The sequence below is a fragment of the Streptomyces sp. NPDC101225 genome, assembly GCF_044767585.1.
Lineage (GTDB): Bacteria > Actinomycetota > Actinomycetes > Streptomycetales > Streptomycetaceae > Streptomyces.
Genome location: NZ_JBIWOE010000072.1, coordinates 15,218 through 28,825, shown reverse-complemented (window position 1 = coordinate 28,825; position 13,608 = coordinate 15,218). Strand labels below are relative to the sequence as shown.

The following is a 13,608-nucleotide window of genomic DNA, read 5'->3' as shown; positions in this document are numbered from 1 at the left end:
GGCTGGTGTGGGCGACGCTGGAGCGGGTGTCCAGGGCGCGCACCGCGCTGGACAGCGGCGTATAGGTCTGGTCTCCGGTGAGAGCGGGATCGCTGGTGAAGTAGCCGGTGAGATCGACGATCAGGGCGGCGGTGCCGCTGGTGCTGTTGATGTGGGTGTAGAGGTCGATTGTGCCGTCGTTGCCGACGGGGACGATCTGGTAGCCGGTCGCGGTGGTGGAGGCGGCGAAGTTGGTGGATGAGGTCTTGGGACGCTGGGTTCCGTCGGCGTAGGTGGTGACGTAGCCGCTGTCGGTCTCGGCGGTGATGGTGACGTCGACGGCGACCGCGGTGACCGAGGCCGGGACCGTGGTGGGTGCGCCGCTGACCGGCGTGGTGACGCTGTCGCCGGCGATCTTCAGGTGGGTGACGGAATCGGCTGCGACCGTGCTCGAGCCGGCGGTGACGCCGCTGGTGTAGGTCAGGCCGCTGCTGGAGCGGGTGTCGAGGATGCGGGTGGAGGTGACCGCCTGGTGGTAGCCGGCCGGGGTGTAGGGCTGGGCGGGGGGTACGACGGCGCCGGTCCACGTTTGGGCGCGGGCGAGCTGGCCGGTGAAGTAGTCGGTGCGGGCGGAGGCTTTGAGGGCGTCGCCGAGTTGGAAGTTGCCGCCGGCGCCGGTGCTGGGTGCGGTATGGCTGCCGGTGGCGACGAAGACGTCGTCGGCATACAGGTTCATGACGCCGGTGGTCTTGTCGTAGGTGGCGGTCAGGTGGGCCCAGGTGCCGAGGTGGACGGTGCCGCCGGTGATGGTGTCGAAGCTCCAGGCGGTACCTGCACCGGTGTTGAGGCTGAACTGCCAGCCGCTGGAGGCGGGGATCAGCAGGATCCCTGAATCGGCGCTGCCGCTCTGGGAGAGGACCGCGCCGCCGTACGCGGTGGGGTCGGCCCAGATGGACACGGTGAAGGATTTGGTCAGGTCCAGGGCCGGGTCTGTGTAGCGAACGGTGGAACTCAGTCGGTTTTGTTCAGCGGCGTCCGGCGGTGAGCCGGCCGTCGAAGGTGATGTCGAAGGCTTGGAGTGCGGCCTTCCAGCGCATGGTCCAGCGTTTGCGTCCGGTGCCGGTCGGGTCCAGGCTCATGACGGCCAGGTAGACGCACTTGAGGGCGGCCTGGTCGGTGGGGAAGTGTCCCCGGGCCCGGACGGCCTTGCGGATCCGCGCGTTGATGCTCTCGATCGCGTTGGTGGTGCAGACGATCTTGCGGATCTCCACGTCGAACTGGAGGAAGGGCACGAACTCGGCCCAGGCGTTCTCCCAGAGCCGGACGATCGCCGGATACTTCCCGCCCCAGGCGTCGGTGAACTCCACGAACCGCTCCAGGGCGGCCTCCTCGGTCGGCGCGGTGTAGACGGGCCTGAACGCCTTCGCGATCTTCTCCCAGTCCTGCCGAGCCGCGTAACGAAAGCTGTTCCGCAGCAGGTGAACGACACAGGTCTGGACGATCGTCGCAGGCCAGACGGTATTCACGGCGTCCGGGAGCCCGGTCAGGCCGTCGCAGACCAGCATCAGGACATCGGCCGCGCCGCGGTTCTTGATCTCGGTCAGGACCTGGAGCCAGTACTTCGCGCCCTCCCCGCCGTCGCCGATCCACAGACCCAGGATGTCCCGGTGCCCCTCGGCGGTGACCGCCACCGCCATATAGACAGGCCGGTTGGCGACCTGCCCGTCCCTGACCTTCACGTTCACACAATCGATGAAGACGACTGGATAGACGCTGTCCAGCGGACGGTTCTGCCATTCCGTCATGCCGGCCATCACACTGTCGGTGATCGTGGAGATCGTGGACTTGGAGATCTCCGCGCCGTACACCTCAGCGAGATGTGCGGAGATCTCCCCGTGCGTCAGCCCCTTCGCCGACAGCGACAGGACCATCTCGTCCACCCCGCCCAGACGCCGCTGACGCTTCTTGACCAGCTGCGGCTCGAACGATCCGGCCCTGTCCCGCGGCACCGCGATCTCGACCGGCCCCGACTCGGTGATCACCGTCTTGGAGCGGTGCCCGTTGCGGTAGTTGTCCCGGCCGCCCTCGGCCCGCTCACCGGGCTCGTGCCCCAGATGATCGGTGAGCTCGCCCTCCAGCGCGGACTCCAGCACCCGCTTGGTCAACTGCTGCAGCAGGCCGCCCTCCCCGGTGAGCTTCACGCCACCGGCCTGAGCCCGGGCAACCAACTCGGCGACCAGCCCCTCATCCACGGCGCCCGTCCCACTCACAGCGGCCTTCCCAGCCTCGGTGTCACTCGTCACGTCAGTCATCAACTGTCGCTTCCAGCTCGGGAGTTACACCACTCGCTGGACACACCCAATGGCGCAAAGGGTGCATCGTAGCCGCCTACTTGTAGGTCGCCGGTCATGGACAAGTGGGTTCGGGGTCCGGTGGGTAGCCCTTTGCCCGGAGCCAGGTGTCGAGGGCCAGGGCCACGATGTCTCCGTGGGGGATGTCGGTCTCAGCGTTGTAGCGTCGGATGCGTCGCTGGAGTTGGAGGACTTCGGGGACGGCGTAGTTGAGTTGCCCGCGTTTGGTGTGCCGGTTGCTGACGACGTCCAGCGTGTTCGGGTGCGGCGTGAGAGCGTCGTCGGTTGGCTGGAACTCGGTGTCGAGCGCATCGGCGATTTCACGCAGCAGGCGCGCGTGACGGGAGTGATTGGGCACGAGAGCTGCTCCGGTTGGTCCTTCTAGGCGGATAGCTATCCGCCTATTGGGCTATTGGAATAGTCGGCAGAAGGGCGGCCGCGCCCTGGTGTGGGTGCGGCCGCCTTGAGCCCTGCGGTCGTGTTCAGAAGCCGCGGGCGGTGAGCCACTCGTCCAGCGCTACGGAGACGATGTCGCCGATGGGCAGGTGATCGAGTTCGTTGTCGAGCGCGAAGCGTTTGATCCGCTTCTTGAGCTTCAGGGCAGTGGGGACCGACGAGTCGAGGCTCTCGCGGGCGATGATGCGCTGGTTGAGAACGACGGCGACCTTGGGAACGCCGTTGGGACGGCCAGGGCCGTGCGCGTACGGCGCACCCTCGCTGGGTGCCTCCTGCGATCGAGCGTGCTGTTCCTGGTGAGCCCCCGGACCCTCGGTCCTCACCGGGAACGTGGTACCGCCTGCCGCCGGGGGAGCGGCCGAGCGAATGGCCACCTCGGCGGCCGGAGCCGCACCAGAAGCGGTGGATGTCACGTGAGATGGCCCGCTGATCGAAGCGTGCTCGGCCAACTGCGTGGGCTGGACCGTACGTACCGCAGGCTCGGCAGCCGGGACCCCCGGTGGTAGCTGCTGCTCCGTAGGCATCCCAGTGGACTTGGTCCCGGCGTCGCGTACGTCGAAGGCCGGGTGAGCCCGCTGACTGGCGGCCGGTTCAGGGACGGGGCTGCCCGGCGAGGCCTCGATGGTCGGTTGGGTGGTCGTCGGCGGGGCCTCGGGCACCGCCTCGGTCCGGTCGTGGGCCGATGCCTCGGCGGGAGCGGCGGAAGGTGCGGGCTGAACCTGCGCCTCGCCCGCATTGGGACGGCCATCGCCCTCGGCGGCACCCTGTTCGGCGGCGTACTGCTCCGGGGTGAGCTCGGCCGCCGGGGGAGGAGGCGGAGGGGGCGTCTTGCTGGCCCCGCCGAGGGTGCGGCCGGTGCGGCGGGTGGGGGGCTTCATGCGTTCGGTCATGCCGTGAGCTCCTTCATCAGGTTGGCGTACTCGCTCAGTTCGGTCGGGATCTCGCCGAAGGCCTCCATGTAGTGCACCCAGGAGTGGATGGTGGTCTCGGCGAGCGGGAACGCCTCGTCGCGGTCCGGGCCGATGCCCTCGCCCTCGGCGGGGTCGAGCAGTTGGTCCTTGGCCCGGCCGGGCAGGCTGGTGCGGTCGTCGGCCTTGACCATGACGACGTGGGCGGTGACGCCGTGCTCGTTGCGGGCGGCGGCGCGTTCGGCTTCGTCGAAGGTGGCCACGAGCTTGCGGCGCTCGATCTTGGTGGGGGCGACCGGGACGAGCAGCAGGTTCGCCTCGGTAACAGCCTCGTGGAAGATGCGGGCGCTGCCGCCGCCGGCGTCGACCACGATCGCGCCGAACTCGGCGCGCTTGGCACGGATGTATTCGGCGATGTCGTCGAACGGGTATCGCTCGATGACCAGGTTGGCGGGGATCTCGAAGCCGGCGGCCTGGGCGACCTTGAACCAGTCGTAGGCGGACTGACTGGTCGCGTCGGCGTCGAGCAGCAGGGTGGGCAGGCCGAGGACGACGGCGTAGTAGAGGGCGATGAACCAGGCGGAGGTGGTCTTGCCGGTGCCGCCCTTGAGCATGCCGACAACGATCACGAACGCGTCCCAGGCGCTCGCTGTGGCCGCGGCCAGGGTCTTGTGACGGGTGTTCTCGTTCACGTGTGCTTGATCTCCTGAGGGGAAAGGGGCGTTGTTTGGTGCGCGCATCGGCGAGCGGGTCGACGACAGGGGGCGCCCGTGCTGTCTTTTGGCGGCCGGCATGGCGCACGGCCGCCTTCTTGATCTGCCGGGCGGGGTGGGCGACACCCGCGCGGACGAGGGGGCTCATGGCCGCTTCCTCGGGTCGTGGGCGGGGCCGTGGTGGTGCTGGGGCCGCATGCGAGTGCCTGCTTGGTGCAGGAGCCGGTAGACGGTGGCGATGGAGTAGCTGTGCTCGCGGGCGAGGTCCGGCACCGTGGCTCCGGCCTCGTATCGGGCCCGCAGGGACAGCGCGACCTTGTACCGTTCGGCGGCCCGTGCTGCGGCGCGCATCCGCAGGGTCTGCTGGGTGGTGCGCACCGTGCCGCCGGCCTCGATCAGCATGCGCCGGGCACCGCGCCGCGTCTCTCCCGTCGCTGCGGCGAGTTCGGTGAGGGTCGCGCCGTGCTGCTCGTACAGGGTGCGCAGGTGGGCCGCGAGGCGCTTGCGGGCTTGTGGGTTCTGCCGCATCCGGCGGGTCTGCCAGGAGGTGCGCATGACGGTCCCGGCGTCGTGCAGCCGGTTGAGGACCGTGCCGTAGGACAGGCCGCTGGCGGTGACGAGTTCGTCGACCGTGGCGCCGGACTCGTACTGCTTGCGCAGGGACTGGGGCGTCACCTCGTTGCTCGCGTCGGAGGTGATCGGGGGTTCTGGGTTCATGCGACGGACTCCCATTCGCTGAGGGCTTCGGCATGGGCGGCGGCCAGCTCGTCGTAACTGCGCTGGTCGGCGGGCGTGATGAGGATCAGGCGGCCGTCGGTGGCGACACGCCAGTCGGCGGCTGGACGACCGGTGAGCGGGTCGAGGACGCGCCCGTCCGGGGCGTGCCACGTCGGCGGGATCTCGTCGGGGCGAGGTGCTGGGACCAGGACCTGACGGCCGTCACGCACGAGCACCACGGCCTTGCTGCGGTGCTCTGCAAGCCGGTCCAGTGCCTGCTGGTAGGCCGCCCGTTCCGCCGTGTGCCGGGCCTTGCGCCGGGCCGCAATTCCCCAGGTGCCGTGTTGCTCGGCGACCTTGGCCCAACCCTGTGCCGGCGCTGCGGTGTGGCCGTTGTCGGCGTCCGGGAGGCGGATACCGAAGCCCTCCAGTGCGCGTGGTGCGAGGGTCCAGGTCTCTCCGGTGTGCTGGACGAGGCTGTGGTCGGCGAGGCGTTTCAGAGTCCGGTAGGTGGTGGCGCGGGCGACCGAGGAAGTACCGACGAGCTCGGCAACGGTCTGGTGGGGGTGCTGGTGCAGGGCACTGATGATCATGAGGGCGGCGCTGCCGAGGGCGTGGTGGGCGAAGGCGTCGTGGCCCATGAGTTGGCCGAGGACGGTGGAGTCGATGTCGGCCGTCGTGGCCGTCTCAGGGGTGGTCCACTCCTCAAGTGCCGGGTCGGGGGGGAACTGAGTGGACCGGAAACGAGACAGCAGAGCGTGGTCGCCGTGTCCGGGCATGGTGCCCTCGCCGAGGTACCAGGTCGAGCCCTCCCGGCCGTGGCCGACCCGCAGGCGCCGCAGCCAGCCCTGTGGCCGGAGGACCGTCTCGTAGACGACCCGGAGTGTCGTGCGGGAGATGCCAGCCTCTTCGGCGGTCTGCCGCTCACTGGCGTGGTGCAGGGGCCCGCCGGCGATCTCGGCGAAGTTCAGATGCGCCCGCAGCACCCGCAGCGCGGTCCGTCCACGCTCCCCGCGCCACGGTGTCGTTTCGATCCGGTCGCGCAGTGCGGCGAGAACTTCGTACGCCTCGTGCCGGGAGCCCAGCGCGATGGTGGTGCTGATTGCGTCCGAGGCGCTGGCCCACACCCGGCGGATGTAGTCCAGGGCGCGCGACTGCCCGGATCGCAGTGCGATGTTGCGGGTGTGCCGTCCGCCTTCGTGCTCGGGGTGCAGCAGGAGCTGCGTGAGCTGGTCGACGGTGCCGCCGACGCGAGCCACGTGGCAGGCGATGGCCGCGGTGATCCGATGACCGTGCTCGGCCGCGCCCTGACGATCCGCGCGCAGGATCACGCTCCGGCGGTCGGAGCCGAGCCTGCTGTAGCTTCCCGCAGCGTAGCGGCCGGTGAGGTCTCCGAGCAGGACAAGGTCAGCCGCGGCCCGAGGCAGCCGGTGAAGGCCCAGTCGCTCGCTCGGGTGAATTGGACGTCGGGATGAGTCTGCCTGGTGGGTGTGGTGTGGCACTGTGAGGTCGTCTCGCAAGGACGTGGACGCCACCCAGGCCCGCTAAAACCACGGGTGGTGTCCGGAACCGACCTCCAATCGGTGCCAGCGATGCCTCCAGGATTGCCGTCCTGGAGGCGTTCGTATGCCTGGCCCCGCATCAGAGGCAGGCGTCCCCATCGCGGCTCGACCGAGAAAGACTCGGAGTGCCGCCAGAGGAGTCCTTACCGGTTCGACACGGTCCTGACCTCGGCCGATTCGGGGCCAGACAGAGGGCGATTGCCTCTGACTGGCTCCGAGCAGCTTGGGTCGAACCCGGGTCGAATCAGAGCGGTTTCCTCTGACTGCCTCCGATCGCCTCTGCAACCCGTCCTAGCAGGTCACAACCGATACGGCTCGCAAAGGCGCAGGTCAGAAGGGTGCTCAGGAATACCCGGCGTACAGCCCGACTCGTCTGCCTTCTGGACTCTGAGCTGGGCATTTAGCCCGGACAAGGCCCTTTCGCATGCTGGGCGGAGCGGGCTTGGGTGGGGGCGTGCGTGCGGCGTACGCCTGGTACGTCCATCAGCGTTGCCTCATCCTGCAGAGTTTGCGGACCCTGTCTGCGGACGGCTGGCGACGGGGTCGGGTGCTAAAGCCGTCCGGACGGGGCGGCCGTCGTGCCCGGTATGTGGTGTGGCTCGCCTTCTTGGGCTCTTCGTGAATGAACTTGCGGTCTGACACCGCATCGCAGGTGACGTCGGCCGGGCTCAGTCGGCGGTGACCTCGGCGTCGGCGGGGAGGTCGGCGAGCTGGGCCAGGTCCCGTCCGCTGTCGTCCACCCAGTATTTGGTTCCGAAGGCATGGTGGGGCCGGTTCCCGGTCAGCTCCTCGACCATCTTCTTGACGAGTGAAGTCGGTGCGTAGACCTCATCGTCGTACTCCCACCGCAGAGGCCTGCTGCGGTCGCCCGTCCAGCTGGCGCGGCCGCGCCTTGGGTCTTCGGCCACCCACGTGTCGAGGTCGTCGTTGTCCCAGGCCAGAGACTCTGGGTACGAGCGGAACCTCAATGTCTGGCCGGGTTTAACCGAACCGTTGTCGAGGATCCGCAGCACTGCCTTGCGGGTGCGGGTGCTGTTCGCTGCCCGCTGCGCTGTCTCGGCCTTCTCGGCGCGGGCAGGAACGACTGTGAACTCCTCTAGTCCGGGGACCGGATAGAGCACGGAGGTTGTCATCACATGCCCCGCGCCGGTGTCCCAGATCCGGAACTGGACCAATTTGACGTCGAGACCCATTTCGTTGAGCCACACGGTCGATGAGGTCACCTGCCGTGGGAAGGACCGGGCGACCAGGAAGAGTCGGGGCTGCTTGAGCAGCGCGACGTCGAGCTCGTCGCCGCAGTGCTCCCTGATGCGCCGCAGCGCGTCCTGCGTATCGCACTCGGGATCGGTGCGCCGCAGGAACTCGGCATGGATGCGGGCCAGATCTTCCTCGGTGAACCGGGACACCATGGCCGCATAGGTAATGGCCTGCAGATGCACGTCGTCTGGTGCGGCGTCGCGCTTGAGCTCGATGACGACGAGATGGCCTTCGGGATCGAGGGCCAGCAGGTCCAACCGGTCACGGACCCTGTCCCCGCCCGACGTCGCCCACTTGTCGTATTCCTCGGTCAGGATGAGGAGGCCGGGTTCGATGAGGGACGGGTCAGCGGTGATCCACTGCTGCAGGTCGGCGCGCTCCCGCAGCCCCAGATCAGAGAGCCCCACCTCCTGGGCTTCGACAGGCTGAACCCCGCCGATGACCGACACACGCTCGATTGCCACTTCCCCTCCCCCGATCACCTGTCACCTCGTGACCTGCGACCTTAACCGAGTTGCTTAGGTCTGATTTTGAAGGGCAGCTCGGAGAATTGTCCCGAACCGTAAGGGAGTTATGGGGCCGAACTCGGCGGTCGTGGTGCACATTTCGGTGAGCTGGGGCAGGTCACCGTCAGCTACTTGATCGAGTCCGAGGGCGGGCCGATGCCCGCGGAGAGTTCTTGACGCTCTCGTGAGCGGTGCCGAGCTGAAAGGATCTGCGCGGCCGCCTGGGCTGGACTGCGGTCGCCGACGAGAGCGTCCGCCTCACCTTCCGGGGGAAGGAGCCGGGCACACTCCGGTGTCCGGACGTCGGGAAGAAAGACCGGGCACACCATCCGCTGCTGAGACCGGTAACCCCTCGTACGACTGCGAGTACCGCCAGGTACGCTCGGACACATCGTCAACGCGGCCCGCCGGGCTTCCGCTCCACCTTGGTGGAGTCTCGAAGGACATGCCCCCACCCGCACGAGTCCTTTCGTGCTGCCTGGGGGAAGTCCTTGCTGTTCCGCGCGTCCGCGAAAACGGTCGCTGTCATGGCACTCGACGGTTCGCTGCTCCTGCACCTCGCCGAGCAGTTCGTCCACATGCACGGCTATCGACCCGGAGCCTCGGAGATGCGTTCCTGGGAGCGCAGCATCCCGCTTCTGACCGCCGCGCTCAACGACGCCGGCCTGGGTGACGTCGAGGTCATGCTGGAGTACGCGCTACCGCTGAACAGCAAGCGCGCCGACGTCGTCCTCGCCGGAGTGCACCCGGTCACGGGGGAGCCGTCCTATGTCGTGGTGGAGCTGAAGCAGTGGAGTCAGGCGTCTCCGCACGAGGATGACCCCACCCTGTGTCATGTCGATGCCTACGCGCACCCCGTGCTCAACCCGATCGAGCAGGTGCGGCGGTACTGCGACTACCTGGTCAACTTCAACGGCGCGGTGGCCGAGCACGGCGGGCGGATCCACGGAGTGGCCTTCCTGCACAACGCCACCGAGTTCGGGGTGACGGGGCTGCGGGAGATCGAGCGCGACGGGCGGGGACTGCTCTTCACGGGGGAGCGTCGCGGTGCGTTCCTGGACCACCTCCGTTCGAAGCTGAGCGACCAGCACCCCGGTGCCCGTGCGGCGGACGAACTGCTCGCGGGCGCCACCGTGCCGTCGAAGCAGTTGATGTCCGTGGCGGCTCAGGAAGTGCGGGAGCGCCAGCAGTTCGTCCTCCTCGACGAGCAGCAGGTCGCCTACCGCGTGGTGCTCAACGCGGTGGAGCGGGCGCAGCGCGCCGACCACAAGGAAGTCGTCATCGTCACCGGCGGCCCCGGTACGGGGAAGAGCGTGATCGCCCTCCAACTGCTCGGCGAGCTCTACCGGCGGGGTGTGGCCGCGGTCCACGCGACCGGCTCGCAGTCGTTCACCAAGACGATGCGCAAGGTGGCCGGCTCCCGGAAACGGGAGGTCCAGGATCTCTTCAAGTACTTCAACAGCTTCATGACCACGGAGAAGAACAGCCTGGGCGCGCTGATCTGTGACGAGGCGCACCGTATCCGGGAGACGTCCGCCAACCGCTACACCCGCGCGGCACTGCGGACCGGGAGGGCACAGATCGACGAACTCATCGACGTCGCCCACGTACCGGTCTTCTTCCTCGACGAGCACCAAGTGGTGCGTCCCGGTGAGATGGGCACCGTGGAGGAGATCCGTGAGGCCGCGACCAGACGGGGCATCGACTGCCATGTCGTGCCCCTGGAAAGCCAGTTCCGCTGCGGAGGCAGCGACGCCTACCTGCGCTGGGTGGTGCGGCTCCTGGGCCTCGAGCCCGGCGGGTCGGTCGTGTGGGAGCCAGACGACCGCATGCAGTTGCTGGTCGCGGACAGCCCCGAAGAAATGGAAGCGTTCCTCGACGCCCGCCGCGCCGAGAAATACGGTGCCCGGATGTCCGCGGGCTACTGCTGGCGGTGGTCCCCCGAGCCCAAGCCCGGCGAGCCGCTGCCTGTCGACGTCGTCATCGGGGGCTGGGCCCGGCCCTGGAACCTGCGCGGGGACCGGTCGGTCTCCGGCGCGCCTCCGTCCGCGCTGTGGGCCACCGACCCCGCGGGCTTCGGGCAGATCGGCTGCGTCTACACCGCCCAAGGGTTTGAGTACGACTGGTCCGGCGTCATCATCGGCCCGGATCTGGTCTGGCGGGGTGACCGCTGGGTCACCGACCGCACCGCCTCCAAGGACCCGGTCTTCAAGAAGTCCACATCGGACACAGACGTGGACCGTCTCATCCGGAACACGTACAAGGTGCTGCTGACGCGAGGGATGGTCGGCACGATCGTGTACTCGACCGATCCGGAGACCCGGGAGAAGCTGCGGGAGCTGGTGTCCGGCCGACCGGGGTCACGGCCTGTCGCGGTCCAGGAGTCCCTTCAGCGGCGGTGAGCGCGTGATATCCGGCCATGATGGCGGTGCTTCCAGCCGACCGATGTGTCGTATGCGCCGGGAAGGGCGATCACTTCCTTAAGATCCCAGGCGTCATTGCGGCCCGACGGGCTTCCCCACGTGGACATGCCCCCATCCGCACGAGTCACTCGTGCCCTGGGGGATCCACCTCGTGTCCATGCTCCTGCTGAAATTGGCAGCGCGGGATCTGCTGAACCTGAACTCGAGACGCCGTATGGTGCCCCACCTCGCCGCGAGGTGGAAGCACTTCCTCAGCACCGACGTCTCGTTGACCGAACGTTCTGCTTGGGCGGAGAGCCTGGTGCATCTCGCCGAGGATCTGGTCGCCGCCGACCGTGGAAACGTCGAGATGGTCGTCGAGTGCGCGGCCACGCTCGACGAGATCGACCGCCCGGGTGACCCGCGCCTCATCGACGTCGTCCTCGTGGGCCATCATCCCGAGGAGAACGGGCTGTCCCTCCAACTCGTCGAGCTGAAACGCTGGTCGACGGTGACCCGGGTGGAGCGAGCCACCGCCGAGCTGGTGCATGTCCCCGGTATGGGCGCGAAGAAGCATCCGGCGCTGCAACTGCGCGAGTACTACGAGGCGTTCACGAGTGACCGGGGACCGCTGCACGGGCTGAACTACGAGTGCGGCGGCTTCGCCTATCTTCACAACGCCACCGACGCCGCAGTGCTCCCGCTCGTCGGCGTGGACGCGCCAACCGGTTCCTACGCCCGTGTCTACACCGGCGACCGCCGCCCCCAACTGCTGTCGGACCTGCGGAGCAGCTTCGCCGCCGACGGCGCCGACTCGGCGGCCGAGACCCTCTTACGGAGCATGGGCCTGCGCAACACCCCGCTGCTCGACGCCATGATCCGCTCCAGCGGCGAGGACACGGTCTTCACCCTGCGCGGCCGTCAGAAGGAGGTTGCGAACCAGATCCTCGAGACGGCCGCGAAGGTACTTCCCGATCCCCGGCGGCCCGCGCTCCTTCCCGACGAGCGACGGGTGGTCTTCCTCGTCACGGGCGGTGCCGGCACCGGCAAGAGCGCCATCGGCCTCCAGCTCAAGGCCGAACTGGAGGCGGAGGGCCGCACGGTCAAGTACGCGAGCGGCAGCAGGGCCTTCAACGGCGCCCTGCAGGAGCATGTCGGTTTCGGGGACCGGGAGTTCAAGGAGACCTTCACCTACTTCAGCAACTTCGTCGCCCCGCCCGACCCGCTGCTGGACGTGCTGATCTGCGACGAGGCCCACCGTCTGCGCGACCGGTCCACCAACCGCTTCTGGAAACCGGAGGACTGGGGCACCAAGCCTCAGGTGGACGAGCTCCTCGACGCCTCCCGGTTGACGGTGTTCTTCCTCGACGAGGGGCAGTCCGTGCGCCCGCAGGAGGTCGGCACCACCGCTCTCGTGGAGGACGCGGCACAGCGTTACAACGCCGTCCTGGTCCGTAGCTGCCTGCGGGAACAGTTCCGGTGCGGTGGCAGCGACGCCTACATCCGCTGGGTGCGCGGCGCGCTGGGGGTGTCCGACGCGGAGCCGGGGCTGTGGACCCCGGACGGACTGATGCACGTCGAGGTCGTGGACAGCCCCGAGGAACTCGAGCGGATCATCCGGTCCGAGGCCGGGGCGGGTGCGTCCGCGCGTATGGTCGCCGGATACTGCTGGCCCTGGACGAAACCTTTGGGCAAGGAGAAGCGGCTCGAGCCCGACGTCCGGATCGGTGACTGGCACCGGCCGTGGAACGCGGACAGCGAGTCCTTCTGCGAGAACAAGACCGTCCCACCGTCCAAGATCTGGTCCGTGCACGAGAACGGCCTTGGCCAGATCGGCTGTGTGTACACCGCGCAGGGCCTGGAGTGGGACTGGTGCGGCGTGATCATGGGCGAGGACATGGTGCGCCGGGGCGACCGCTGGGTCTTCCGCCGGGGCAAGGAGAGGGCGGACAAGGAGGCGGGCGTCAAACGGGTAGCCGTTCCCGGGTCGTTCGATCCCAAGGTGAAACCGAAGAGCGTGGACGATGAGGAGTTCGCCCGCCTCGTCCGGCACGCGTACCACGTGCTGATGACCCGGGCGAGCCGGGCGACCGTGCTCTACTCCACGGACGAGGAGACCCGGGAGTATCTGAAGGGGCTGGTCGGCGACGTCCAGATCCACGGTCTGCGCCCCACCTGGGAGAACCTTCCGGAGCAGGCGCGACAGCCACATCTGCCCCGTCCCGCCCGAGGACGGCGCCGCCGCAGGAAGCGTCAGAAGAGGGACACCCCGCCCGGGGAGATGCGTCTTTTCTGAAACGGTGGACCGGGAGGTGGAGTGGCGGGCTCCCGGGCCCGCCACCTGCCGGTCAGAAGACCAGGCGCGCTACCACGGTCAGTGCCGTCACCAGCAGATTGGTGACGACTCCCACCGCGACGTCGGCCAGAATCTGGCGAATCCGGTCACGACGTGCAGGCTTGTACTCAACGGGGTTCATCGGTTTCCACTCCTGAGCGTGAGCTGGGAATGGCAGGGATCGCCCTACCGGGCATCCGCAGTCACACCGTGTGAGACACGCGATGGAGACCACTCGTCGCTCATCGCCGAGGACCGGCACCTGGAACACCGCCGTCGTACCCTCCGGGAAGGTGCGCAGCGGGTAACTACGTTAGTGCACACACCAGTTGACGCGGATCGATTTTGGATGCCGTGGCGTTTCGGCCTGGGCGCCAGACGCGATGGCGCCGGACTGGACGGCGTCGATCGCGATGCCGACA

Annotated in this window: 11 protein-coding genes; 2 read left to right on the top strand and 9 right to left on the bottom strand. The window is 68.2% G+C overall.

Annotated elements, in window-relative coordinates; all coding sequences use genetic code 11:
* The 8 genes from ACIRPX_RS44380 to ACIRPX_RS44345 form a co-directional block, all read right to left on the bottom strand.
* Positions 1 to 937: LamG-like jellyroll fold domain-containing protein (locus tag ACIRPX_RS44380; RefSeq protein WP_404205850.1), on the bottom strand; the 937-nt coding region annotated here is incomplete at its 3' end.
* Positions 938 to 1,004: 67 nt separating this feature from the next.
* Positions 1,005 to 2,291, bottom strand: coding sequence for an IS256 family transposase (locus ACIRPX_RS44375; protein ID WP_404205849.1), 1,287 nt, complete (start codon positions 2,289 to 2,291; stop codon positions 1,005 to 1,007).
* A gap of 94 nt (positions 2,292 to 2,385) precedes the next feature.
* Positions 2,386 to 2,688, bottom strand: coding sequence for a hypothetical protein (locus tag ACIRPX_RS44370; protein WP_404205848.1), 303 nt, complete (start codon positions 2,686 to 2,688; stop codon positions 2,386 to 2,388).
* 124 nt (positions 2,689 to 2,812) lie between these two features.
* Positions 2,813 to 3,676 carry a hypothetical protein gene (locus ACIRPX_RS44365; protein ID WP_404205847.1) on the bottom strand — a complete coding sequence of 288 codons (864 nt, stop codon included), beginning with the start codon at positions 3,674 to 3,676 and terminating at the stop codon, positions 2,813 to 2,815.
* Positions 3,673 to 4,386, bottom strand: coding sequence for a ParA family protein (locus ACIRPX_RS44360; RefSeq protein ID WP_404205846.1), 714 nt, complete (start codon positions 4,384 to 4,386; stop codon positions 3,673 to 3,675). The genes ACIRPX_RS44365 and ACIRPX_RS44360 overlap by 4 nt, the downstream gene beginning before the upstream one ends.
* A 165-nt stretch (positions 4,387 to 4,551) precedes the next feature.
* Positions 4,552 to 5,124: a helix-turn-helix domain-containing protein gene (locus tag ACIRPX_RS44355; RefSeq protein WP_404205845.1), complete on the bottom strand. Its 573-nt coding sequence runs from the start codon at positions 5,122 to 5,124 to the stop codon at positions 4,552 to 4,554.
* Positions 5,121 to 6,455, bottom strand: a complete 1,335-nt coding sequence (locus tag ACIRPX_RS44350; RefSeq protein ID WP_404205844.1) for a transcriptional regulator — start codon at positions 6,453 to 6,455, stop codon at positions 5,121 to 5,123. The genes ACIRPX_RS44355 and ACIRPX_RS44350 overlap by 4 nt, the downstream gene beginning before the upstream one ends.
* 899 nt (positions 6,456 to 7,354) lie before the next feature.
* Positions 7,355 to 8,407, bottom strand: a complete 1,053-nt coding sequence (locus ACIRPX_RS44345; protein ID WP_404205843.1) for a hypothetical protein — start codon at positions 8,405 to 8,407, stop codon at positions 7,355 to 7,357.
* Between the two features lie 533 nt (positions 8,408 to 8,940).
* Here ACIRPX_RS44345 and ACIRPX_RS44340 point away from each other — a divergent pair.
* Positions 8,941 to 10,851, top strand: coding sequence for a DNA/RNA helicase domain-containing protein (locus ACIRPX_RS44340; protein ID WP_404205842.1), 1,911 nt, complete (start codon positions 8,941 to 8,943; stop codon positions 10,849 to 10,851).
* 178 nt (positions 10,852 to 11,029) lie between these two features.
* Positions 11,030 to 13,147 carry a DUF2075 domain-containing protein gene (locus ACIRPX_RS44335; RefSeq protein WP_404205851.1) on the top strand — a complete coding sequence of 706 codons (2,118 nt, stop codon included), beginning with the start codon at positions 11,030 to 11,032 and terminating at the stop codon, positions 13,145 to 13,147.
* Between the two features lie 52 nt (positions 13,148 to 13,199).
* On the opposite strand, the gene ACIRPX_RS44330 is transcribed toward ACIRPX_RS44335, so the two are convergent.
* The gene (locus tag ACIRPX_RS44330; RefSeq protein WP_404205841.1) at positions 13,200 to 13,328 is read right to left on the bottom strand and encodes a DUF6408 family protein; all 129 of its coding nucleotides are present in this window, start codon (positions 13,326 to 13,328) and stop codon (positions 13,200 to 13,202) included.
* Between the last annotated feature and the right edge of the window lie 280 nt (positions 13,329 to 13,608).